This is a genomic window from Roseibium album (assembly GCF_965233825.1).
GTDB lineage: Bacteria > Pseudomonadota > Alphaproteobacteria > Rhizobiales > Stappiaceae > Roseibium > Roseibium album.
The window spans coordinates 3,969,734-3,990,108 of sequence record NZ_OZ247583.1; the positions used below are offsets into that span (position 1 = coordinate 3,969,734).

Below are 20,375 nucleotides of genomic sequence, written 5' to 3' on the forward strand. Positions count from 1 at the left end.
AGAAACTCGGGCCGGGCAATCAGCCGGTGGCCAACTCACGCTGGACGGTCGACTTGGCGACCTTGATATTGTCGAGCACCTTGGGGCAGCTGGTGCTCGACGCCTGCTTTTCAGACAGGAAGGAAGACATACGTGCTTCCAGGTCTTGCAACCTAGTCTGGCGGGTAAACTTAGGTTGCAAAGCAGGTAGGGCCGTAAAGGGCCAGAACGGGTTCATGGTTCTATTCCTCGTTTGGGAACGATACTATTCGGATCAATGGGCGAACTGGCTGGCGTTCAACCTGTTTTCGATCATCGAGATCTCGTCGCGAAGGCGGAGCTTGAACTTCTTCAAGGATCGAATGTGCTGCGAGTCGGGATAGGGATGTAGGTGCTCCCTGCGGATCAGGGAATCCAGGGTGTTGTGCTGGCTGCGCAAGGATTTCAAGCGGTTATACATCATCTACCTCCACATCGTTGGGTGTTCGTGTTGACACCCAGGATATGGGGTTGTTTATGTATAGAAGAAATACATTGTTTGTATTGGGTTGATAGAAAAAATCAATTGCAAGGTAGGCCACAATGCGCTTCAGACCGTCCCCGCGCCAGCTGGATTATTTTATAGCCCTTGCCGAGACTCTGCATTTTGGCAAGGCCGCTGAAAAATGCAATGTCTCCCAGCCCACTTTGTCCTCACAATTCAGGCTCTTGGAAGAAAACCTGGGCGCGGGCCTGCTGGAACGCGGCAGTGGCGACATCAGCTTGACGGCGGCTGGCGAACGCCTGTTGCCACTCGCCCGGCAGGCTCTTGAAAGTTTGGACGAAATTGTGGTCGTTGCCCATGCGGGCCGTGAAAATCTCGGCGGGCTGATCCGTCTTGGTGTGTCACCCACATTTGGGCCATATTTCATGCCTTACCTGCTGCCGATTTTGAAGCGGAACTTTCCGGATCTGGAGCTTTACATCCGCGAAGACCGTCCCAATCTGCTGGAAGAGGGATTGGCCGCCGGGGCACTGGATTGCATCATCACACCGGATATTGCTCCATCGGGACAACTGACTGAGCGGGAGCTCTGTCACGAAAGCGTATCGCTCGCTGTTCCGCGCGGCCATCCGTTCTCTGGCCTTGAAGTCGTCCCGGTCTCCCTTCTCAAGGGCGAAAAGCTCCTTTCGCTTGGTCAAGGGTTCCGTTTGCACAACGATGTGCAGGCGCTTGCCCGCGCAGCCGGTGCTGAATTTCTGCAGGATTACGAGGGGACGAGCCTCGATGCATTGCGCCAGATGGCATCGATCGGAATGGGCCTTGCACTGTTTCCGGCAGCCTATATTGCCTCCGAGTTTCCCAAGGAGCCGAACCTCCTTTTGAAGAAGGTCGAGGGGATCGCCATGCACAGGGTAATGTATCTCGTCTGGCGCGACGGCAGTTCCCGCGCAGCGCATTATGAAAAACTGCTTTCCCTTGCATTGGAGGCGGTTAAGAGTATGCAGGCAGAAGGTGTGGAGGCCGCGGACACCTGATCGGTGTACCCAAAGAGCAAGGGAACCGGTATGTCGAAGACCAATCGAACCAAAGGTGCGATGACCACGGCGATTCATGCTGGTGAGGGGCCGGATCCTGCGACAGGTGCCTCAAGCCCCCCGTTGCACATGAGTTCGACATTTGTCAGTGACCGGTTGGCCGGATTTTCAGCGCACGATCTGGAGGAGGAGGGCGGTTTCATCTATTCCAGATGGAACAATCCGACGGTTGCGATGCTGGAGAAAAAGATCGCGGCAATGCAGGGCGCAGAAGCCTGTCTTTGCCTGGCGTCGGGAATGGCTGCGGCAACCGCAATTTTCATGACATTTCTGTCTTCGGGCGATCATGTTGTCATTTCCGACGTCTCCTATGCCGGTGTCGCGGAACTCGCACGCGATACCCTGCCGCGCATGGGCGTTGAAGTCACCACTGTCGACATGTCGGATCTGGAAGCTGTTTCGGCGGCACTTCGACCGAATACGACACTCGTTCACACCGAAACACCTGTGAATCCGATCACCCGCCTGACGGATCTTTCAGCGGTCTCGGCTCTTGCACGTCAGGTTGGAGCGCTGCTGAGTTGCGACGCCACATTTGCCTCGCCTCTCGGGATGGATGCGATCGGGCTGGGTGTCGATCTCGTCATGCACTCGATCACCAAGTATATTGGCGGTCACGGCGACGCGGTTGGCGGTGCAGTTGCCGGCAAGGCTGACTTGATTGCGCGGATGCGAAACGAAGCCGCGATACATCACGGCGGTGTCCTGTCGCCGTTCAACGCCTGGCTGATTGCGCGCGGCGCGGCGACCTTGCCCTTGCGCATGAAGGCACATCAGGCAGGCGCGTTGTCGGTTGCCCAATGGCTGGAAACCCATCCGAAGGTGACGCGGGTCATGTATCCGGGATTGCCGTCGCATCCGCAGGTCGATTTGGCCAAGCGCCAGATGACGAATTTTTCCGGGATGATTTCCTTTCAGGTTGGCAACGCACCAACTGGGCGAACCGTCGCGCAGCAGATGATCGACCGGTTGGAGGTGATCCACTATGCGGTTTCTCTGGGGCACCATCGTTCGCTCGTTTTCTGGATGGAGACCGATCCCTTGATGGAGACGTCGTTCCGGCTTCAGGGAGATCAGCTGAATTCATACCGGGAATTTGCTGGTGACGGCATCTTCCGTCTGTCCGTGGGATTGGAGGATGCCGAAGACCTGATTGCCGACCTTGACGGGGCATTGGGTTGAAGCACGTCCAAAAAACCCGGGGATGGTGTACTCTTTGTTGCCGCTCCTCGAGTTTCATGCCAGCATTTCATACAAAGGCAGAGGAGGAGAGCTATGCCAGAGATTTCCAGCAACAGCGATTGCCAGACCGTAATCACGACCTTCGAGATGACGCCGGGCACCTGCTACGACCTCCTGGATGAGCTGAAAGACGCATATGACAACTTCATACGGCATCAGCCAGGGTTCATAGGCGCAGGGCTCCATGTCAACGACGCCCAAACCCGAATTGCCAACTATTCCCAGTGGCGCAGGCGCGAAGATTTTCTTGCCATGTTGCGGACACCGGAAATGCGCGACCGCAACCGCAGCATCCATGCTCTGTGCAAGAGTTTCGAGCCTGTAATGTATGACGTCGCGGAGAGTTTCAACTGAATGCCGTTCGGCCATGAAACAGCCGGGCGGTGAAGTCGCAAGCGCCGATGGAACTCGATATCAGGGGGGTCGCTACGAAGTGTCATGACATGGACAATTCGATCTAGTGGTTGAACCTCACGCGAGCGCTGTGAGGCTTGCCGCTCTCTTGTTCACCCGCTCCCGGAGAGATCCGCCAGCCACTGCCAGAACGGCAATGTGGGGTTCCATGAACTCACTATGAATGTCGGGGCTGCATCGCCGATCAGCTGATCAGTGTCTTCAATCGATTTCCAGACGGCGAGACCCTTGTGGCGTGCGAGGTCGGCAAACTGGTTATCCTTCGGAAACCCTCGCGGCACTTTTGCCAGGTCGGGTTCTGACCGATCAAATCCCTCACTGTTCAATTGGTCGAGCAGCCTCTCGATTTCTTCACCTTTCCCGGTTTCGAGCGCCTGAAGGTATGAGCCGAGAGCCGGTTTCGAAAAAGCCATGCAGCCAGTTCCGAACCGTATGTGGTCGGGTTCAACGGAAAGAAAAAAGCTCGGCGGCTGCGCATCACGGCCTTCGAAGGCTCCGCCATTCGGCCAGAAGGCCATACGGATATGGGTGTTATAGGGTGTCTTGTCCTTGGAAAACCTGAGGTCGCGATTGATCCGGAACTGTTTTGAGACGATCTCGTGGCCGGTGAGTTCAGCGAGTTTCCGCGCGACTTCGCTGCGAAAAAAGTCCGAGGGTTTCTTGACGAAGCGCTGGTAGTCGGCCTTGTGGGCGTCGAACCAGTCTTTTGCATTGTTGTCCTTGAGTGACTTGAGAAACGCGAAGGTTTCCGGTGCAAATCCCGCCGCGCTCATGGTCTTGCCTTTCCGGATTTCGATTTTCTCGGCTTTGCTTGCTTGGGTGGCAGTGTACAAACATAGTTTCGTGCCAGATCAACCCAGCTCTTGAGGTCCTTGTCACTTTCAATGCCTTCAGGCTCGACCCGGATGAAACCCGGCATCGGGCGTCCTGCCGGCCGGCAGGGAGTAGCATGAGGCTTTGAAAGAGCTTCGGCTTCCTGATCCTTGCCGACACGTGCCATCAACCCGCGCTTCGACGCGCAAACAAGCATGTTGCCATTGACCATGAAGCAGGTCGAACCGAACATCTTCTTCTGCTCGACATTGTCGTCCGGGATCAATTCCCTGGTGCGCTCGATCAGCACGGTCTCCATCAGGTCTGACATATCCGGTTTTCCCTTTTCCTGTTGGCGTTCTCATCAAGGACGTGGGATGTCGGTCAAATCCGACAATCTGCATCGAGAAATTGGTCGAAATGTACTCAGGCGACGGAAAAACATGCTAGGAGGCGAGCCGGAAAATGCAAACCGGATTCGGAGAAGCCCTTGCCGGAACTTGTTCTGATAGCCGCGGTTGCCCGCAACGGGATTATCGGGGCGGATAATGACATGCCGTGGACGCTATCGTCCGACCTGAAGCACTTCAAGCGAATGACGCTCGGCAAGCCGATGATTATGGGCCGCAAAACCTTTCTGTCCTTCGGTGGACGGCCTTTGCCCGGACGCCCGCACATCGTGATCACCCGTGACCGGAACTACGCACCGGACGGCGCTGAAACGGCGACGTCATTGGAAGGTGCTTTGAAGCGGGCAGGTGAACTCGCCGGACAAATGGATGTCGACGAGATATTTTGTATCGGTGGTGGCCAGATTTATACCCAGGTGATCGAACAGGCCGACCGTCTCGAAATCACCGAGGTTGATGCGCGGCCTGACGGCGATACCCGATTTCCGGAGATACATCCTGCGGTCTGGCGCGAGACCCGAAGGATTGAAGGCAAGCGATCAGAAAAAGACAGTGCAGATTTTGCCTTTGTGACCTATCGCCGCAAGGTCTGACGCAAATCGGGTAAATCCGACATGGAATTTGACGAATCTTTTGACGCCCGATGGGCCAGGTTGCAGGAATTGGGTCCGATCGATGTTCATGATGTCCTGAAACTGCGTCAGGATGTTTTTCTTCTGGAACAGACATCGCTCTACCAGGATATCGACGGCAAGGACCTGGATGCGTTGCATTTGCTTGTGCGCACCAGGACGGCGGGCGATCTTGTGGGAATCATACGCCTGTTCGCCGAACCGGATGTCGGAACAGCCAGGATCGGTCGGGTCGTGATTGCGTCCGGGCAGCGGGGCAGTGGGCTTGGCCGGAAAATGATGCTGGCAGGGATTGAAAAGGCTGGGGAAATTGCACCGGGTTGTCCGATTGACCTGTCGGCGCAGGCGCACCTGGAAGAGTTTTACAATGCTCTGGGATTTGAAACGGTATCGGACAAATATATCAAGGACGGCATACTGCATATCGACATGATCTGCCAAGGCAAACGGCCCGGTTAACCTTTTGTCTGAAACTTTCGGCGCGGTCGACTTGACAGCGCCACAATCGACACCCACCTGCGGCACGGGAAAACGTACGGGTTTTGCGTAGGGTGTCGGCCGGGCTTTTGATTGAAAGCGTCCGGTAACCTCCCTATAACCAACGGTGAGTCAGAACGGGCACATGCCCATGTCCGGCAGGTGCTGCCGGAGTTCACAGAAGGAAGTCTTGATGCCTTGGAGCAATCAGTCAGGTGGCGGTGGCCCCTGGAAGGGTGGCGGAAACAATGGCGGCCCATGGGGCGGCGGTGGTGGAAACAATGGCGGCCCATGGGGCGGCGGTCCGAACCGGGGTGGCGGCGGCGGCGGTGGCAATCCGCCCGACCTGGAAGAGTTGTTGAAGAAAACTCAGGACCGCATGAAGTCTGTTTTACCTGGCGGCGGCGGCGGCGGTGGTCTCGGCCTTGCCGGCATCCTGATCGTCATTGGTATTGGCGTCATCGGCTGGCTGTTTACGGGCATATATACGGTTGATTCCGGCGAACGCGGTGTTGAGCTCGTTCTTGGTAAGGTCGTTGGACTGACAGCGCCGGGTTTCAATTACAACCTGCCTTATCCGATTGGTGAGGTCTACAAGCCCGCAGTCGAGTTGCAGCGTGAAACGACGGTTGGCGTGGACGAGACCTATTCCACGTCCGGTGCGGTCCGTGCGCGGGACATTCCCGAAGAAAGCCTGATGCTTACCGGTGATGAAAACATCGTCGATGTCGGGTTCAAGGTTCTCTGGAGGATCAAGAACACCACCGAAGGCATCACGGACTATCTCTTCAACATTCAAGAGCCTGCTTCAACAGTGAAAGCCGTGGCGGAAAGCGCCATGCGCGAGGTCGTCGGCGGATCCAATATTGATTCGATCCTGACCGAAAACCGCGTTTCCATTCAGAATGATGTGGCGGCCTTGATGCAGACAACGCTCGATGCCTACAATGCCGGTGTCGAGATTTCAGAAGTGCAGATGCAGCGCGTTGACCCGCCGGCCCAGGTCATCGAGGCTTTCCGGGATGTTCAGGCGGCCCGTGCCGACCAGGAGCGTATCCGCAACGAAGCTGAAGCCTACGCCAACCGGATTGTTCCCGAAGCGCGCGGTCAGGCAGCACGCGTTCTGGAAGATGCAAACGCATACAAGGATCAGACCATCGCGGAAGCGACGGGTCAGTCACAGCGTTTCACCAAGGTTTACGAGCAGTATGAGAAAGCACCCGACGTGACCCGGGAACGTCTATATCTCGAGACGCTTGAAAAAGTGCTTGGTTCCAATAACAAGATCATAATCGACAGCGAAACTTCAGGCTCCGGCGTATTGCCGTTCCTGCCGCTGAACGATTTGAACGGACGCGGCTCGACTCCGTCCGCACGCACGGGAGGTAACTGATCATGCGTAGCGGTATTCTAGCAATTCTACTCGTTGTCGTCGCAGTGGTCGGATATCTGTCCGTTTACGTTGTCAATCCGACGCAGCAGGCACTGGTCCTGCAGTTCGGCAAGATCATCGAGCAACCGAAAACCGAATCCGGCCTCTACTTCAAGATCCCGTTTGTCCAGAACGTTGTTTACCTGGACAAACGTATCCTGAACCTGAACATGCCGCCTCTCGAGCCGATTTCCTCGGACAAGAAACGACTGATCGTGGATGCGTTTGCGCGTTACAAGATCTCGGATCCGGTTCTGTTCTACCAGCGCGTCCAGAATGTGTTGACGGCCAACCGGCGCCTGTCAACACTGTTGCAATCCTCACTGCGGTCAGAAGTCGGCCGGACCAGTTTCGTTGCGCTCGTGCGTGACGACCGGTCGGGCGTGATGGAAAACATCCGCCGTGACGTCAGCGCGAATGCAGAGGAACTTGGCATCGAGGTGATCGATGTGAAGATCCGCCGGGCCGACTTGCCCGACGCGAACTCCCAGGCCATTTACGCGCGCATGCAGACAGAACGTCAGCGTGAGGCGACAGAGATCCGGGCGCAGGGTGAAGAACAATCCCGCAGGATCAAGTCGCGCGCCGATCGTGACGCAACTGTTCTGGTTGCCGAAGCGAAACGGGATTCGGAAATCATCCGCGGTGATGGCGACGCTGAACGGAACAAGATCTTCGCCGAGGCATTTGGTGCCGATCCGGACTTCTTCGCGTTCTATCGTTCCATGCAGGCCTATGAAGCCGGCTTGCAGTCGGGCGATACCAGCCTCGTCCTGTCGCCGGATTCCAGCTTCTTCCGGTTCTTCAAGGACCCGGCCGGCGCTGCGCTTCCAGGTTCGGGCGATGATGACGGTACCGGTGTGTCGACACGCTCGCCGTCGCTTGCCGCGCAATGAACGACTTTGTGACCGCGCTTGGGCTGGTCCTGGTGATTGAAGGTATTCTTTACGCAGTTCTGCCGGGTGGTATGAAAACCATCATGCGGGGTGCGCTGGAAACATCGAACCAGACTTTGCGCATGACAGGTCTGGCGATCGCCGCGATGGGCCTGATTATTGTGTGGATCATACGCGGATAACGAAAAGTTTCAGGGCGGGAGAGGCAAAAATCTCCCGCCCGTTCTATATTTTGACTACATGTCCTAAGACACTATCGGCTGATACTGCCTTTCAGACAGCCGAACCGGCAGGGATGAGGAGAAAGCCCTATGGCTCCAAATATTGTTCGCCGTCGCATGACCCGGATCGCGTTTGCCGCGGCGGGTCTCATGCTGGGCGGAATGATTGCGTTTCAGCCTGTCCAGACCGCACAGGCCCAAGGACCGGTTTCGGTTGCGGATCTGGCTGAAAATCTTGGTGATGCTGTTGTGAACATTTCAACCGCACAAACCGTTCAGGGACGCAGGTCCGTCCCGATGCCGCAGGTTCCCGACGGATCTCCTTTCCAGGAATTCTTCGAGGAATTCTTCAACCGGCAGAACAAGGACAACGATCAGGCACCGCGCCGTGTTCAATCTCTCGGCTCCGGTTTTGTGATCGATGGCAAGGAAGGCATCATCATCACCAACAATCATGTGATTGAAGGTGCGGATGAGATCACCGCCAATTTCAACGACGGAACCCAACTGCGCGCCGAGATTATCGGCACGGACGAGAAAACAGATCTCGCGGTGCTCAAGGTAGAGCCGGAAACCCCTTTGAAAGCCGTTGATTTCGGCAATTCGGACTCCATTCGGGTCGGTGATTGGGTCATGGCGATCGGCAATCCGTTCGGGCTCGGCGGCACCGTTACCGTGGGGATCGTGTCCGCACGTAACCGCGATATCAATTCCGGTCCATATGACAACTTCATCCAGACGGATGCGTCCATCAACCGAGGGAACTCCGGTGGCCCTCTGTTTGACATGCAAGGCAATGTGATCGGCATCAACACGGCGATCATCTCACCGTCGGGTGGGTCAATCGGTATCGGGTTTGCCATTCCGGCCAAGACTGCAATGCGGGTCATCGGCCAGTTACGCGAATTCGGTGAAACCCGGCGCGGCTGGCTTGGTGTTCGCATTCAGGAAGTAACCGACGAGATTGCCGAAAGCCTTGCCATGAGTGAAGCGATGGGTGCGTTGGTTGCCGGTGTCACGGATGACGGGCCGGCAGCGAAGGCCAAAATCGAGGCAGGTGATGTCATCATCAGGTTCGATGGCAGGGATGTTGAGGAAATGCGCGAGTTGCCGCGTATGGTAGCCGAGACTGCGATCGGCAAGGAAGTCGAAGTGGTTGTTCTGCGCAAGGGCGACGAGGTCAAGATCAATGTGATCCTTGAGCGCCTGGAGGAAAACACTCCGACCGAGGCCAGTGTCGAGACAGATGAAGAACCCGTGGAAGAACCGGCTGCAAAGAGCGAAGTGCTCGGGATGATGCTTGCGGAACTGGACGATCAATTGCGTGAGCAGTTCTCCATCGACGCGGATGTTACGGGTGTCGTGGTGACTGAAGTCAAACCGGATTCCTCTGCGGCTGAAAAGCGGATCACCGCTGGTGACGTCATCAAGGAAGTCGCCCAGGAACCTGTTGAAACCCCGACCGATGTGGAAACGGAAATTGGCAAGCTGAAGGATGACGGCCGTCGCTCGGCGCTCCTGCTACTTGCCAACCCGACCGGAGACGTGCGTTTCGTTCCCGTACGGATCGAAGACGAATAAATCGGGAACGCAAGTTTCTCGAGCTGACAAAGGGCGCCGGCAACGGCGCCCTTTTTGTTTTAAGATTTAAGCTATGCAACGCAATTGGCTCAAGGATACATTTCCGCCGTCACCAGCAGGTCTCCCCGGGACCCGCGGTGAAATATTCAAATTGCTTCACATCAACTGGTACCTGGTGTCGCTTGCTTTGTGTCGAGTGTGCTTTCCCGCACCAGGTGTCGAGCGCAGCTGCACCTGGTTGCGTCCTGATCGGCAAATCTTTTTTGTTTGGATTTGGAACCGATACCGTTAAAAACCTCGCGAAACGGCTGCAATGGCAAGTGCCCCTTTCGAGGCGCAGGACAGATGGCTGACGGAATGCGTTTTGCGAAATTGCGATGTGTTCAAAAACAGTTTTGAAAGACGAGTGAATTTCAGATGACCGGAAGAAGCAGTTCCTGGAAACGGATCAGCGGGGACATTCCGCTCAATGAACTTGAGAAACTCCAATACCGGTTCAATGCCTGGATTGAACGGCGTCGCCTGCCATTCGAAACTTTTCCGGTTGATGTCGAGCCTTATGTTCCCGTTCTGAACATTGAGGCCTTGAGGCACCATTTCGGCGAAGCGATCATGCGTGCCAGTCCGACCCGCGCGCTGTGTTTTGACTTTATACTCGAACAACTTCCCGGGATATTTCCAGAAAAACCCCGGATTTTTGATCTGGGATGTGGCGTTGGATCATACTCGGAATTCCTGAACGCAGCGCTCGGCTACGAAGATTATCAGGGCTGTGACATTCAGGAGCGCGGCTCCTGGAAAGGCATGAAGAAGCCGGGTGTGACATTTTCCGTTGCAAATCTTGGCGAAGATTGCATTGCGCTCAAAGGGGCTACCAGCGTTTTCACACAGTCGGTACTGGAGCACATTCAATATGACCGCTCATTTCTTGACCTGCTGACAGTCGAAGAGCCTTCAGAAATCCAACACGTTCATTTTGTGCCCGCGACGTGCAGTTTTGTCGAACATCGCTACCATGGCTACCGGCGCTATGGTCCCGGAGCGATTTCCCGCCTTCTGGACAACCCATCGGTGTTCGACGTGCGGATCTATTCGATGGGCAATGCCATCACACGTGAAATGTACTGGCTCCAAAAGGGTAAGCTGAAGAACTACCAGAAATCACGGGCGAAAATTGACATTCAATACGACCAGGAACTTTCCTGCGTCGAGAATCTGGCTAACAACAGGAAACACATCATCACAAAAGAAGCAAAAGAGGCGTCATTTTTCGCCTTGGTTTTCAAACAGCGTCTCGCGCCGTCTTCCTGAATTCAATGCAGACAACTCGAGGTCACGTGAATTCAGATCAGCTCAAGACAAACTCGCTTTCAGAATAGCCCTGAAGGTAGAGGAGCGCTGTGAGATCGCCATGGTCGACCCTGAAATCAGCAATTTCCGCGACTGCCGGTTTTGCACGATACGCGACACCTGAGCCGGCCCGCTCGATCATGGCCAGGTCATTTGCGCCGTCGCCCACGGCCAGCGTGTCCTCGAAGGACAATTTCTGCTGGCTCACAAGCTCTTCCAGGCGGACACGCTTTGCTTCACGGCCCAGGATCGGTTCACTGACCTTCCCCGCAAGCCGCCCGTCCGTTTCAAGAAGTGTATTTGCCTGATTTTCATCGAAACCGATCATCGCGGCCACAGCACGGGTGAAATGCGTGAATCCGCCGGAAACAAGGGCGCAATAGGCACCGTTGGACTTCATGGTCTGAACAAGCGTGCGCCCACCAGGCATCAAGACGATCCGGTTGCTGAGCACCGTATCGATCGCGGAAACCGGTAATCCGGCGAGCAGCGCAACTCTTTCCCGCAGGGCCGGCTCGAATTCGATTTCTCCCCGCATAGCCCGCTCTGTTATGTCGGAAATTCTTTCCTTCAGTCCCAGTTCTGCCGCGAGTTCATCGATACATTCCTGCCGGATCATCGTGGAATCCATATCGGCGATAAGAAGGAGCTTGCGGCGTCCTTCTTCCGGTTGCACAAAGATATCCACTGGCGCGGTGCCGGTGATTTCGCGCAAAAGTGTCATGGCGGCACTTGCATTGGGGCCTTCGAAACGGATATCGGCTGCGACACCGGTACTCAGTACCGTTGCAGTCTCGCTCGCCCCCAGGGCTTCCTGGGCGCGTCGGACAAGATCCTGATCGACGGCGGGGGCTGTCGGAGTAGACACCAACGTGGCAACTAAAGGCATGGATGAATTCCTGAAACACGAGAGGAAGCAGCCTGCTGAGGCTTCAGCCATTCTGATAGCTGGCCCGACGGCGAGCGGCAAGTCCGCACTGGCGATGGAGGTTGCCAAAGCGCTGAACGGTGTGATTCTCAATGCTGATTCCATGCAGCTTTATGAAGACCTGCGACTTGTGAGCGCGCGCCCTTCGCTGGAGGAAGAAAAACAGGTTCAACACCGGCTGTACGGTATGCTGCCCGCTTCGACGGCGTTTTCGACCGGTGCGTGGCTGAGATCGGCAAAGAAGGAGGTTGCTTCAGTTCAGGCATCGGGAAACATGCCGATTATTGTCGGCGGGACCGGGCTATACTTCAAGGCTTTGACGGAAGGCTTTGCCGACATGCCGGACATACCCGACAAAATTCGCGACGAGGCGAGGGGACTTGCGGCCCGCGAAGGAGTCGAAGGGCTCAGGAAAGCGCTGGTTGAAAAGGGGGACGGCGAGGCAGCGGTGACCATTGCGGACCCGCAGCGTCTGGCAAGGGCTCTGGAAGTGCTGCTGGCAACAGGTAAACCGCTTGGCGACTGGCAGGTCTCGGCCCAATCTGCTCCGTTTCTTTCAGGAACGGACTGTGTCCGGGTCGTCCTTTCTCCACCTCGCCCATGGTTGCATGAGCGGATCGAGCGGCGGGCGCGACTCATGCTGGCGGAGGATGGATTAAATGAGGTCAGGTCGTTGCTCGCGCAGGGATTGTCCCCAAAACTACCGGCCATGCGGGCCATCGGTGTTGCCGAGATTCGTGACTATCTGTCGGGCGACACGGGTTATGAAGAAACCGTCCACAGGCTTACTGTTGCAACGCGGCAATATGCCAAGCGGCAGGAGACTTGGTTCCGCAATCAGATGCCGGATTGGCAACGGGTTGATCCATCAGTCGGAATTAAAGTTGGTGATATTTTGGATCCGAAATGATGTGCGCCCGTCAACCTCCGGGTGCTGCACCGCAGCAGGCTGTTTTACGGTAACCTGTTGGTAATACGAATTTATTTTTACCATGTTTGATTTTATAGTCCGATGTGCCTTTGGGTCGGCACAATTCAGGGTTACCTCTCCGTCGGTCGGAGCTTGGTGGTTCTGAAGTCTCCACCGATTGCCGGAAATTGAACTGAATTCATTGGGAGGACCACGTGCAGACGATATTTCTCGAATGTGGCTCAGTGCGGCTTGTTCCCTTTTCCCCGTCCGACATAAATTTCGTCAAAGACCTTCACGCCGACCCCTTTGGAAACCGATGCACGGAATTTGCAACTGACTGCACGATTGCCGATGCTGCCGATCTGGTCAGGTCGGCGTTGCAGAACCAGGCAGACCTGGGCTTCGCCAAATGGAAGGCTGTCTCGGATGACGGGCGGTTTCTCGGCTGGGCCGGTTTCACCCCCATCAGCGAGACGTCTGAAATCAGCCTGAACTATTGTCTTTCCACCGAAGTTGTCGACCAGGATGCGACGCTCGCAATGCGCCTGTGTTCCGCCCTGACCGGCTGGTTCTTTGAAAACACCTATTTCTCCCATCTGGTGGCGGTGATCCGGACTGATAACCGGGATGTTCGAAAAGTGGTCCAGAACGTTGGGTTTTGCCATCGGGAAAGCAAAGTGATTGAAGGCATGCAGGCCGACGTCTTTCAGCTGTTCAGCCCGTCCATGCAGTCCTATCTGATGAGCGCCTGACATTGACAGTCCGGCGCACGCCGGCAATTTCCTGACAAAGATCAATTGTCCTGCCGCGGTCAGCGCGGCTTATAGTTGGAAGTCGATAATTTGACGGAAGACATTCTGACGAGCGAACGTCTGCGCATCGTTCCTTTTGAGGACGCGGATTTTCCGCTTCTCTTCGAGCTTCATTCAGACCCGGAGGTCAATCGGTATCTGTCACCCGGCCTGGTGCCGATGGAGGCGGCAGAGGTCGAGCGGCGATTGCAAGGCTATGTCTTCGAACATCGCAGATCGGGGTTGAGCAAATGGAAGGTCTTGACGCGGGAAGGTGACTTTATCGGTCGGGCAGGTGTGACCTGGATGACCGAACCCGATGGATACGAACTGGGTTACAGCCTGAAACGCGCAGCCTGGGGAAAAGGCTATGCATCCGAAATCGCGACAGCTCTGACAGGTTGGTTTTTTGAAAGAACCGACAACAGGTATCTGATCGCATTCGCCTGTTCGGAACATGAAAAATCTCTGAAAGTCATGCGGAACGCTGGCTTCAGCCATTGGTTCGATCGGGAAAGACATGGTGTTCCTTGCACATTTTACCGGATCGAGCGGAACGAAGTTTTCTGACTAATCATGCCCGACGACTGTCATGGCAGATGTGAACGCGGCACTTGCAACAGCATCCGCCTGATCATCACTCGACATTGCGCGGGAAGTTGTGAGCGCTCCGATCAGAATGCTCAGGAAGGCCCAGGCTTTGTTTAGCTTTTCGTCGTCGCTTTCGCCTTCCAGTCCTTTTGCGATCAGTTCGGCAATCGTCTTCATTTTGTGTTCATAGAGTTCTCGCGTCTCGTCATTGGATCTTACGACGTCCGGGGAGAGGGCGGTCATTGCGCAGCCGCAAGCAAGGTCCCTGCGGTGAGTGCTGCCGAGATAGTAGCGCGCAAAAGCTTCCGGCCAGTTGCTGTTGTAGCGCCGTTGATAGTCGGGAACCGTTTCGATGACTTCATCAAGCCCCAGTTCAAGTGCAGCCAGAAACGCACCGTCCTTTGAGCCAAGATGCGAATAGAACGCTCCTGAAGTTGCGCCTGCTGCACGCGCAATGCCGTCAACGCCAACTCCCGCATATCCCTTGCTGCGGAAGGATCTACTGGCGGCAGACAGCAAGGACTTCTGTGTTTCTGCCTTTCGAACCTGCTGTTTCGCCATGCTTTCCTCATTTTTAGATAGCGATCGTTATATATCAATTGACAATATAACGATCGCTACATAAATAGGGTCTGTATCAAAATATAACGAACGTTATATATGTAGGGTGAAAAGGATCTGACAATGCCACTTGCACTTAGCTACACCGTGGGCGTTCTGACGCCTGAGGCCGGACAACGCGCCGGCTCGAGGATCACCAACGCATTCCTGAAATGGCACGGCCTTGCCGGTAACCGGGTGATGACACCCAATGTCACGATGCAGATCCAGCCATTGCCGAAAAACGGTGCGCTTTCGGGCGGGGAGCCGGTGGAGGGCGTCTGGCTGGAGTGCAAGACACCTTCTTTCGCCTTCGCAGACCGGGACGTCCAGGTTGGTTTCTTTCAAGAAGCAACCGACATCATTGCTGACGAAGCGGACGGAAATCTCACCAGGGATCGGATCTATTCCAACGTTGTGCACACTGTGGACGGAACCTGGAACCTTGATGGCGAAGCCATGACGAATCACCAGCTGACAGAACGGATCGCCCGCGGTTGACCTCTCGATTTGACATTAGGGAACATCTCAAGATGAAACTCGTGCAGAAAATCCTAGCAGCCACGGGACTGGTCCTGGCAGCATCAACTGCTCATGCCGCAGAATGTCTGGACATGGGCGGTGTCGCCATCCCCAACTTCTTTTCCGAAGGCAAGGGCAAGCCTGTCGTCATTTCGGCAACCCTGATGGGGACGGTGACCAACGCAGCCGGAAAAATCCTCGCACAGCGAGTGACGGAAACCGGGTTGGAAATGGACATGGAGCACTATTTTGGCCGCTCGGACGGTGGAGCAATCTTCACCAGGGACAGGGGCGTCCTGACTGAAATTCCCGGAAAAGAAGGCCGCTACATGATCGAGATCACTTATGAAGTTCAGGAAAACATGAGCCGGGGCACGCTGGAGGACTACAGCGGCACCTTCAGGAGTTATGGTCTCGTTGACCTGAGAGATCCTGACGATCTGCAAGGACTGGTGCGCTATTCGGGTGAGCTATGCAAATAGCCTGAACAGGCTCTGTTTCCTGCACGCAATTGCAGAAAGATGATTGTGCCGCGGTTTTTCAACCAGCCGTCCCGGGCCTGGCCCGGGGGCCTCGTTTGCCGGCAGCGTGGTTCGTTGCAGACGGATTCAGCGCCTTGGGTTGAGGCTCTGGGCATGGTGCTCAGAGCCTCTTCTTGTCTATCATACCGCCTGCAAGGCACCGGGATTGTCGGTCTGTTGTCGCAGGGCCAGCTTGTTCATGGCCGAGACATAGGCACGCGCCGATGCCACCAGGGTGTCGGTGTCGGCTCCCTTGCCGGTGGCGATCCGGCCTTCGGCTTCCAGACGCACGGACACTTCCGCCTGGGCGTCTGTGCCTTCTGTCACGGCATGCACCTGGTAGAGCGACAGTGTCGCCTCGTGCGGCACAATGGCCTTGATCGCATTGAACGTCGCGTCGACCGGTCCATCACCGGTGGCTTCCTTGGTGATGTGCTGGCCGTTGACGTCCATGGTCAGGATTGCCTTCTGCGGACCACCGGTGCCGGCAATGACGGTCAACGCAATGACCTTTGTGCTTTCGCCCAGGATGGTGATTTCGTCCTCGACCAGCGCTTCGATGTCCTCGTCGTAGACATGCTTCTTGCGATCGGCGAGCTCCTTGAAGCGGCGGAAGGCATCCTGCAATGCGTTGTCGCCCAACTCAAAGCCCAATTCACGCAGCTTGTCGCGGAACGCGTGGCGACCTGAATGTTTGCCCATGACCAGCGAGGTCGCTTTTACCCCGACATCTTCCGGACGCATGATTTCGTATGTTTCTGCATTTTTCAGCATGCCGTCCTGGTGAATGCCGCTCTCATGGGCAAAGGCATTCTTGCCGACGATCGCCTTGTTGTACTGGACGGCAAAGCCGGACGCTCCGGCAACCATTTTTGATGCACGGACCATGAATTGAGGGTCGATCTGGGTGGCATATTGCAGGACATCGCCGCGCGTGCGGATTGCCATGACGATTTCTTCGAGCGCTGCATTTCCGGCGCGCTCGCCCAGGCCGTTGATCGTGCATTCGATCTGTCGTGCCCCGCCGGCGACACCGGCCAGCGAGTTGGCCACCGCCAGCCCCAGATCGTCATGGCAATGCACGGAGAAGATTGCCTGGTCACTGTTGGGCACCCGTTCTCGGATGTCCTCGAACATGGCCTTGTACTCATCCGGTGTTGCATAACCGACCGTATCGGGCAGGTTGATGGTTGTTGCGCCGCACTTGATGGCGGCTTCCACGCAGCGGCACAGATAGTCGATTGGCGTGCGGGTCGCATCCATTGCGGACCACTCGACATCGTCGATCAGGTTGCGCGAGCGGGTCACCGTGTCGGTGATGATCTCCATCACCTGATCTTCGGTCTTGTTCATCTGGAATTTCAGATGGATCGGCGAGGTGGAAACGAATGTGTGGATCCGGCCCTTGCCGGCGTGTTTCACAGCTTCGCCGCAGCGGTCGATATCGGCGTGGATGGCGCGGGCGAGACCGGCTATCACGGAGTTCTTCGAGCGCTTGGCGATTTCACCGACGGCTTCGAAGTCGCCGTTGGAGGCAATCGGGAACCCGGCTTCGATGATGTCGACGCCCATGTCGTCGAGGATCTCGGCAATCTGCAGTTTTTCTTCCAGCGTCATTGAGGCGCCGGGCGATTGTTCACCGTCGCGCAAAGTGGTGTCGAAAATGCGGATATGGTCCGTTTCGGGGGTGGCAGTCATGTCGTTTCGTCCCTGGCTTGGATCGCCGGTTCTATATCCCTTGTCTGGATTAGACCATTGCGCGACCCGGAAATCATGTTGTGGATTTTTGAAATATCTCCCCTAAGTGCCCGTTCCGCCAAATCAAAACGCGGATCAGCCGACGCTCAGGGGCATCTAAGAAGGAGGAGATCGCCAAGTAGAAGGAGGCCGCCGCGCTGCTTCAGCACGTGGAAGTCAGATCCGGAAATGTCGCGAGCCGCGATCATGGGTCTCAACTGGGCCTTCGGTCGTCTTCAGTTTCAGCCACCAAGCTTGAGGGAAAAGCATGAGCAGGTGGTTAACGGAATTTGTTCTTACGGCAGGATGGGCCCGGTTGCAACAGTCAGTTTACGCTTGTGTATGAAGGAAGGCTCGAGAAAGTCGTTTTGGATTGACCTGGCATCGGCCCGCAGACCGGGGACTTGTTGCGTTTGCGCAACTTGATTTCAGTTTAGCGCGGAATTTGAAATTGCCGGTTGAATCGATAAGTGCTTGCCGTTAAGAACCACGGACTTCGCGCCGTGGATGTGGCGTATCAAGGAGAAATGCATTGCTGGATAGAGACACCTTACCGGGTCTGCGCTGCGGCGCCCTCCAGTCTCCACTGTAAGCACGCCCCATGTGCTGCGGTCGAGGCCGAAACTGAGCTGACCGCACAAACCCCAGACAAGTGAAAGTATTCGGGTGCTGAAAGTGCGCGTATTCGCGCCGAACAGACCCGATTTGGGATTTGGGAAAAACCGTGAACGAATATCAGATGGTGAAAGCCGTGCTGCTCCACTTGAGCCGCGGGCTTTCCGAGGATGCCCCCTTGGCCAAGGCGCTGAGAGACTGGGTGTTGGACAATCTGGCCTGGCTTGATCTGGGCCTTCGAAAAAGAGACGCAACAAACTGGGACGCCTTGCAACAGGCGCTCCAGGACTGGCGTCTGCCCGAGGCTCCCGTGCCTTATGTTACTGAAATCTCCGATACGCTTGCCGAGCTGCTCGGGCTGGATGTCGAAAACAGCACCCTGCTGGCTCTGCTCATCGGCTGCGATCGTCTGCCGAAGTTGCAGAACCTCACGGAAGTTGTGATCGGAAAAGGGGTCGATCTGCCGGTATTGCTCGCCGAGCTTTGCGGCGTTTCGGCCCATGAAGCATTGCGCTTTGTCAGGCGCAGCCCCGTGTTCCGGCTGGGCCTGATCGGTTTTCAGGCATATCGCTCGGGCGTTGTGTCGGTCGACATCAAGTGGGCGCTGGAAAAGTTGCTGGATCGTGCTCCGAGCCATGGCGAGGAATTCGTCGATGCGCTGATTGGTCCGCGTCACAAGACAAGCCTGTCCATGGAGGATTTTGCCGAAGTCGAGGATGCACCTTTTCTTGCGAGCCTGATCGCGGGTGCTGCCAGGGAGCAGGCAAAAGGCATCAACATCCTGATCTATGGTCCGCCGGGTACGGGCAAGACCGAACTGGCACGTGTGCTTTGCCGCGAGGCAGGCATGCGTCTTCATGCCGTCGGTGAGGTCGATGATGACGGGGAAGAGCCGACACGTTACGACCGCGTCAGTGCACTTCTGCTTGCACAGCGTGTTCTGAAGGACGGCAGGGAAGCCGCGATCCTGTTTGACGAAATGGAGGATTTCATCGGCGATGCGCAACGCAGCTCTGGTGACTGGATGACGCGCCGCGACGGCAGCAAGGTGTTCGTCAACCGCATGCTGGAAGACAACCCTGTTCCCGTCATCTGGACAACAAACGCCGTCGGCAACATGGATGATGCGATCATCCGCCGGATGAGTTTTGTCCTGAAGATGGACTATCCGGTGCGCAAGGCAAGGCAGCGCGTTGCCGCTCGCATCTGCGCCGACGAGAAAGTGGAATTTTCCAGGGAAGTTGCGGATCTGGTCGACGGCGCTGCTGAATCGACGACCATTCTGCGCACTGCAGCAAGGGCCTCGAGGCTGGCGGGGGCAAGCGGTCAGGTCGAAAGACCTGCGGAAGTGCTGGTCAAGACGCTTCGCGGCGGGGAAATGCCGAACCGGGTACCGCAGGAGATTGATCTGGGCCTCTACAACACCGAGCCTTCGCTGGGTGCTGTGATGGAGAGCATCGCGGAATGTGGCCACAGTGATGTTTCGCTGTTGCTCAGCGGCCCTCCAGGCACGGGCAAAACGGCTTTTGCGCATCACTTTGCAACTCGCCTGGACAAGCCGTTGCTGACCAAGCGGGCCTCAGATCTTCTGTCCAAATGGGTCGGTGGTACGGAGCGCAATATCGCCGAAGCCTTCGCAGATGCGCGGCAGGAGCAGGGTGTCCTGTTTTTCGACGAGGCGGACAGCCTGATGTTCGACCGAGGCACAGCGAGCGCGAATTGGGAAGCCGGGCAGGTCAACGAACTGTTGTCGTGGCTTGATAATCATGACCAGCCAGTGCTGGCGGCAACCAACTTTGCATCAAAGCTGGACGCGGCCACCCTGCGCCGGTTTGATTTCAAGCTGGAACTGAAGCCGCTCGACAAGGCTGGCCTGTCACACGCGTTTCGCAGGTTCTTCGGAGCCGAGGCGCCTGCGGAAATTTCTTGCGTGCGCAATCTGACGCCCGGAGACTTTTCCGTCGTCAGGAAGCAGATGCGGTTCAACAAGAGCCCGTCTGTGCACGACATTACCCGTGCGCTGATGAAGGAGGCCAGGATGAAGCCTGAAACCGGACTGTCGATCGGGTTTGTATGAAATTGAACACGAGCCTTCAAGGATCGGTTTTAATTTCCTAGTCCATGGAACCGGT

At 56.2% G+C, this 20,375-nt stretch carries 23 protein-coding genes; 16 read left to right on the top strand and 7 right to left on the bottom strand.

The features are described from left to right. Positions 1–19: 19 nt before the first annotated feature. Together ACO6TI_RS18070 and ACO6TI_RS18075 are read right to left on the bottom strand one after the other, a co-directional pair. Entirely contained in the window at positions 20–217 is a 198-nt protein-coding gene (locus ACO6TI_RS18070; protein ID WP_082442826.1) for a hypothetical protein, read from the bottom strand. A gap of 36 nt (positions 218–253) precedes the next feature. Beyond that, entirely contained in the window at positions 254–442 is a 189-nt protein-coding gene (locus ACO6TI_RS18075; protein ID WP_208992942.1) for a YdcH family protein, read from the bottom strand. Between the two features lie 119 nt (positions 443–561). Between ACO6TI_RS18075 and ACO6TI_RS18080 the strand changes: the two genes are divergently transcribed. The 3 genes from ACO6TI_RS18080 (at position 562) to ACO6TI_RS18090 (ending at position 3,153) form a co-directional block, all read left to right on the top strand. Beyond that, positions 562–1,497 carry a LysR substrate-binding domain-containing protein gene (locus ACO6TI_RS18080; RefSeq protein ID WP_422383020.1) on the top strand — a complete coding sequence of 312 codons (936 nt, stop codon included), beginning with the start codon at positions 562–564 and terminating at the stop codon, positions 1,495–1,497. Positions 1,498–1,527: 30 nt separating this feature from the next. After that, on the top strand, positions 1,528–2,739 hold the full coding sequence (locus ACO6TI_RS18085) for a trans-sulfuration enzyme family protein (protein ID WP_409857951.1): 1,212 nt from the start codon (positions 1,528–1,530) through the stop codon (positions 2,737–2,739). Between the two features lie 93 nt (positions 2,740–2,832). Further along, on the top strand, positions 2,833–3,153 hold the full coding sequence (locus ACO6TI_RS18090) for an antibiotic biosynthesis monooxygenase family protein (protein WP_029066400.1): 321 nt from the start codon (positions 2,833–2,835) through the stop codon (positions 3,151–3,153). A 152-nt stretch (positions 3,154–3,305) separates the two neighbouring features. Here ACO6TI_RS18090 and ACO6TI_RS18095 read toward each other — a convergent pair whose 3' ends face one another. Then, complete coding sequence (locus ACO6TI_RS18095) at positions 3,306–3,986, bottom strand: TIGR02453 family protein (RefSeq protein WP_422383021.1); 681 nt, start codon at positions 3,984–3,986, stop codon at positions 3,306–3,308. Next, a complete protein-coding gene (locus ACO6TI_RS18100; protein ID WP_104703641.1) occupies positions 3,983–4,357 on the bottom strand; it encodes a TfoX/Sxy family protein in 375 nt (124 codons plus the stop codon). Before ACO6TI_RS18100 ends, ACO6TI_RS18095 begins: the two co-directional genes overlap by 4 nt. A 159-nt stretch (positions 4,358–4,516) precedes the next feature. Here ACO6TI_RS18100 and ACO6TI_RS18105 point away from each other — a divergent pair, with 159 nt between their 5' ends. The 7 genes from ACO6TI_RS18105 (at position 4,517) to ACO6TI_RS18135 (ending at position 10,986) form a co-directional block, all read left to right on the top strand. Continuing rightward, positions 4,517–5,029, top strand: a complete 513-nt coding sequence (locus ACO6TI_RS18105) for a dihydrofolate reductase (RefSeq protein WP_104703642.1) — start codon at positions 4,517–4,519, stop codon at positions 5,027–5,029. Positions 5,030–5,050: 21 nt separating this feature from the next. Beyond that, positions 5,051–5,527, top strand: a complete 477-nt coding sequence (locus tag ACO6TI_RS18110; protein WP_422383022.1) for a GNAT family N-acetyltransferase — start codon at positions 5,051–5,053, stop codon at positions 5,525–5,527. A 211-nt stretch (positions 5,528–5,738) separates the two neighbouring features. Further along, the gene (gene hflK, locus ACO6TI_RS18115) at positions 5,739–6,938 is read left to right on the top strand and encodes an FtsH protease activity modulator HflK (RefSeq protein ID WP_055117264.1); all 1,200 of its coding nucleotides are present in this window, start codon (positions 5,739–5,741) and stop codon (positions 6,936–6,938) included. A 2-nt stretch (positions 6,939–6,940) separates the two neighbouring features. Beyond that, positions 6,941–7,873 carry a protease modulator HflC gene (hflC, locus tag ACO6TI_RS18120; protein ID WP_055117263.1) on the top strand — a complete coding sequence of 311 codons (933 nt, stop codon included), beginning with the start codon at positions 6,941–6,943 and terminating at the stop codon, positions 7,871–7,873. Further along, the gene (locus ACO6TI_RS18125) at positions 7,870–8,055 is read left to right on the top strand and encodes a DUF2065 domain-containing protein (RefSeq protein ID WP_055117261.1); all 186 of its coding nucleotides are present in this window, start codon (positions 7,870–7,872) and stop codon (positions 8,053–8,055) included. The genes hflC and ACO6TI_RS18125 overlap by 4 nt, the downstream gene beginning before the upstream one ends. Before the next feature lie 129 nt (positions 8,056–8,184). Continuing rightward, entirely contained in the window at positions 8,185–9,675 is a 1,491-nt protein-coding gene (locus ACO6TI_RS18130; RefSeq protein ID WP_055117259.1) for a Do family serine endopeptidase, read from the top strand. 417 nt (positions 9,676–10,092) lie between these two features. Continuing rightward, positions 10,093–10,986: a hypothetical protein gene (locus ACO6TI_RS18135; protein WP_422383023.1), complete on the top strand. Its 894-nt coding sequence runs from the start codon at positions 10,093–10,095 to the stop codon at positions 10,984–10,986. 37 nt (positions 10,987–11,023) lie between these two features. Here ACO6TI_RS18135 and serB read toward each other — a convergent pair whose 3' ends face one another. After that, on the bottom strand, positions 11,024–11,914 hold the full coding sequence (serB, locus tag ACO6TI_RS18140; RefSeq protein ID WP_104703645.1) for a phosphoserine phosphatase SerB: 891 nt from the start codon (positions 11,912–11,914) through the stop codon (positions 11,024–11,026). On the opposite strand from serB, the gene miaA reads away from it, so the two are divergent. From miaA to ACO6TI_RS18155, 3 genes are all read left to right on the top strand, one after another. After that, positions 11,898–12,863, top strand: coding sequence for a tRNA (adenosine(37)-N6)-dimethylallyltransferase MiaA (miaA, locus tag ACO6TI_RS18145; protein WP_321207064.1), 966 nt, complete (start codon positions 11,898–11,900; stop codon positions 12,861–12,863). The genes serB and miaA overlap by 17 nt on opposite strands. A 215-nt stretch (positions 12,864–13,078) precedes the next feature. Continuing rightward, a complete protein-coding gene (locus ACO6TI_RS18150) occupies positions 13,079–13,618 on the top strand; it encodes a GNAT family N-acetyltransferase (protein ID WP_208992748.1) in 540 nt (179 codons plus the stop codon). 90 nt (positions 13,619–13,708) lie between these two features. Next, positions 13,709–14,227 carry a GNAT family N-acetyltransferase gene (locus tag ACO6TI_RS18155; protein ID WP_196895400.1) on the top strand — a complete coding sequence of 173 codons (519 nt, stop codon included), beginning with the start codon at positions 13,709–13,711 and terminating at the stop codon, positions 14,225–14,227. On the opposite strand, the gene ACO6TI_RS18160 is transcribed toward ACO6TI_RS18155, so the two are convergent. Further along, on the bottom strand, positions 14,228–14,809 hold the full coding sequence (locus ACO6TI_RS18160; protein ID WP_196895402.1) for a TetR/AcrR family transcriptional regulator: 582 nt from the start codon (positions 14,807–14,809) through the stop codon (positions 14,228–14,230). Positions 14,810–14,932: 123 nt separating this feature from the next. Here ACO6TI_RS18160 and ACO6TI_RS18165 point away from each other — a divergent pair, with 123 nt between their 5' ends. Then, complete coding sequence (locus ACO6TI_RS18165) at positions 14,933–15,349, top strand: 4-oxalocrotonate tautomerase (RefSeq protein ID WP_108872653.1); 417 nt, start codon at positions 14,933–14,935, stop codon at positions 15,347–15,349. Positions 15,350–15,381: 32 nt separating this feature from the next. Continuing rightward, positions 15,382–15,852 carry a hypothetical protein gene (locus ACO6TI_RS18170; protein WP_422383024.1) on the top strand — a complete coding sequence of 157 codons (471 nt, stop codon included), beginning with the start codon at positions 15,382–15,384 and terminating at the stop codon, positions 15,850–15,852. Positions 15,853–16,032: 180 nt separating this feature from the next. Here the strand turns inward: ACO6TI_RS18170 and ACO6TI_RS18175 are convergent, their stop codons facing one another. Further along, positions 16,033–17,589 carry a 2-isopropylmalate synthase gene (locus ACO6TI_RS18175; protein WP_108872652.1) on the bottom strand — a complete coding sequence of 519 codons (1,557 nt, stop codon included), beginning with the start codon at positions 17,587–17,589 and terminating at the stop codon, positions 16,033–16,035. A gap of 763 nt (positions 17,590–18,352) precedes the next feature. Between ACO6TI_RS18175 and ACO6TI_RS18180 the strand changes: the two genes are divergently transcribed. Continuing rightward, a complete protein-coding gene (locus ACO6TI_RS18180; protein WP_422383025.1) occupies positions 18,353–20,320 on the top strand; it encodes an AAA family ATPase in 1,968 nt (655 codons plus the stop codon). Positions 20,321–20,375 lie beyond the last annotated feature (55 nt).

What these genes read in the sequence shown, in the direction of transcription:
- ACO6TI_RS18070 (WP_082442826.1), bottom strand. Translation starts at nt 217, where the DNA reads ATGAACCCGTTCTGGCCCTTTACGGCCCTACCTGCTTTGCAACCTAAG.
- ACO6TI_RS18075 (WP_208992942.1), bottom strand. Translation starts at nt 442, where the DNA reads ATGATGTATAACCGCTTGAAATCCTTGCGCAGCCAGCACAACACCCTG.
- ACO6TI_RS18080 (WP_422383020.1), top strand. Translation starts at nt 562, where the DNA reads ATGCGCTTCAGACCGTCCCCGCGCCAGCTGGATTATTTTATAGCCCTT.
- ACO6TI_RS18085 (WP_409857951.1), top strand. Translation starts at nt 1,528, where the DNA reads ATGTCGAAGACCAATCGAACCAAAGGTGCGATGACCACGGCGATTCAT.
- ACO6TI_RS18090 (WP_029066400.1), top strand. Translation starts at nt 2,833, where the DNA reads ATGCCAGAGATTTCCAGCAACAGCGATTGCCAGACCGTAATCACGACC.
- ACO6TI_RS18095 (WP_422383021.1), bottom strand. Translation starts at nt 3,986, where the DNA reads ATGAGCGCGGCGGGATTTGCACCGGAAACCTTCGCGTTTCTCAAGTCA.
- ACO6TI_RS18100 (WP_104703641.1), bottom strand. Translation starts at nt 4,357, where the DNA reads ATGTCAGACCTGATGGAGACCGTGCTGATCGAGCGCACCAGGGAATTG.
- ACO6TI_RS18110 (WP_422383022.1), top strand. Translation starts at nt 5,051, where the DNA reads ATGGAATTTGACGAATCTTTTGACGCCCGATGGGCCAGGTTGCAGGAA.
- hflK (WP_055117264.1), top strand. Translation starts at nt 5,739, where the DNA reads ATGCCTTGGAGCAATCAGTCAGGTGGCGGTGGCCCCTGGAAGGGTGGC.
- hflC (WP_055117263.1), top strand. Translation starts at nt 6,941, where the DNA reads ATGCGTAGCGGTATTCTAGCAATTCTACTCGTTGTCGTCGCAGTGGTC.
- ACO6TI_RS18125 (WP_055117261.1), top strand. Translation starts at nt 7,870, where the DNA reads ATGAACGACTTTGTGACCGCGCTTGGGCTGGTCCTGGTGATTGAAGGT.
- ACO6TI_RS18130 (WP_055117259.1), top strand. Translation starts at nt 8,185, where the DNA reads ATGGCTCCAAATATTGTTCGCCGTCGCATGACCCGGATCGCGTTTGCC.
- ACO6TI_RS18135 (WP_422383023.1), top strand. Translation starts at nt 10,093, where the DNA reads ATGACCGGAAGAAGCAGTTCCTGGAAACGGATCAGCGGGGACATTCCG.
- serB (WP_104703645.1), bottom strand. Translation starts at nt 11,914, where the DNA reads ATGCCTTTAGTTGCCACGTTGGTGTCTACTCCGACAGCCCCCGCCGTC.
- ACO6TI_RS18160 (WP_196895402.1), bottom strand. Translation starts at nt 14,809, where the DNA reads ATGGCGAAACAGCAGGTTCGAAAGGCAGAAACACAGAAGTCCTTGCTG.
- ACO6TI_RS18165 (WP_108872653.1), top strand. Translation starts at nt 14,933, where the DNA reads ATGCCACTTGCACTTAGCTACACCGTGGGCGTTCTGACGCCTGAGGCC.
- ACO6TI_RS18170 (WP_422383024.1), top strand. Translation starts at nt 15,382, where the DNA reads ATGAAACTCGTGCAGAAAATCCTAGCAGCCACGGGACTGGTCCTGGCA.
- ACO6TI_RS18175 (WP_108872652.1), bottom strand. Translation starts at nt 17,589, where the DNA reads ATGACTGCCACCCCCGAAACGGACCATATCCGCATTTTCGACACCACT.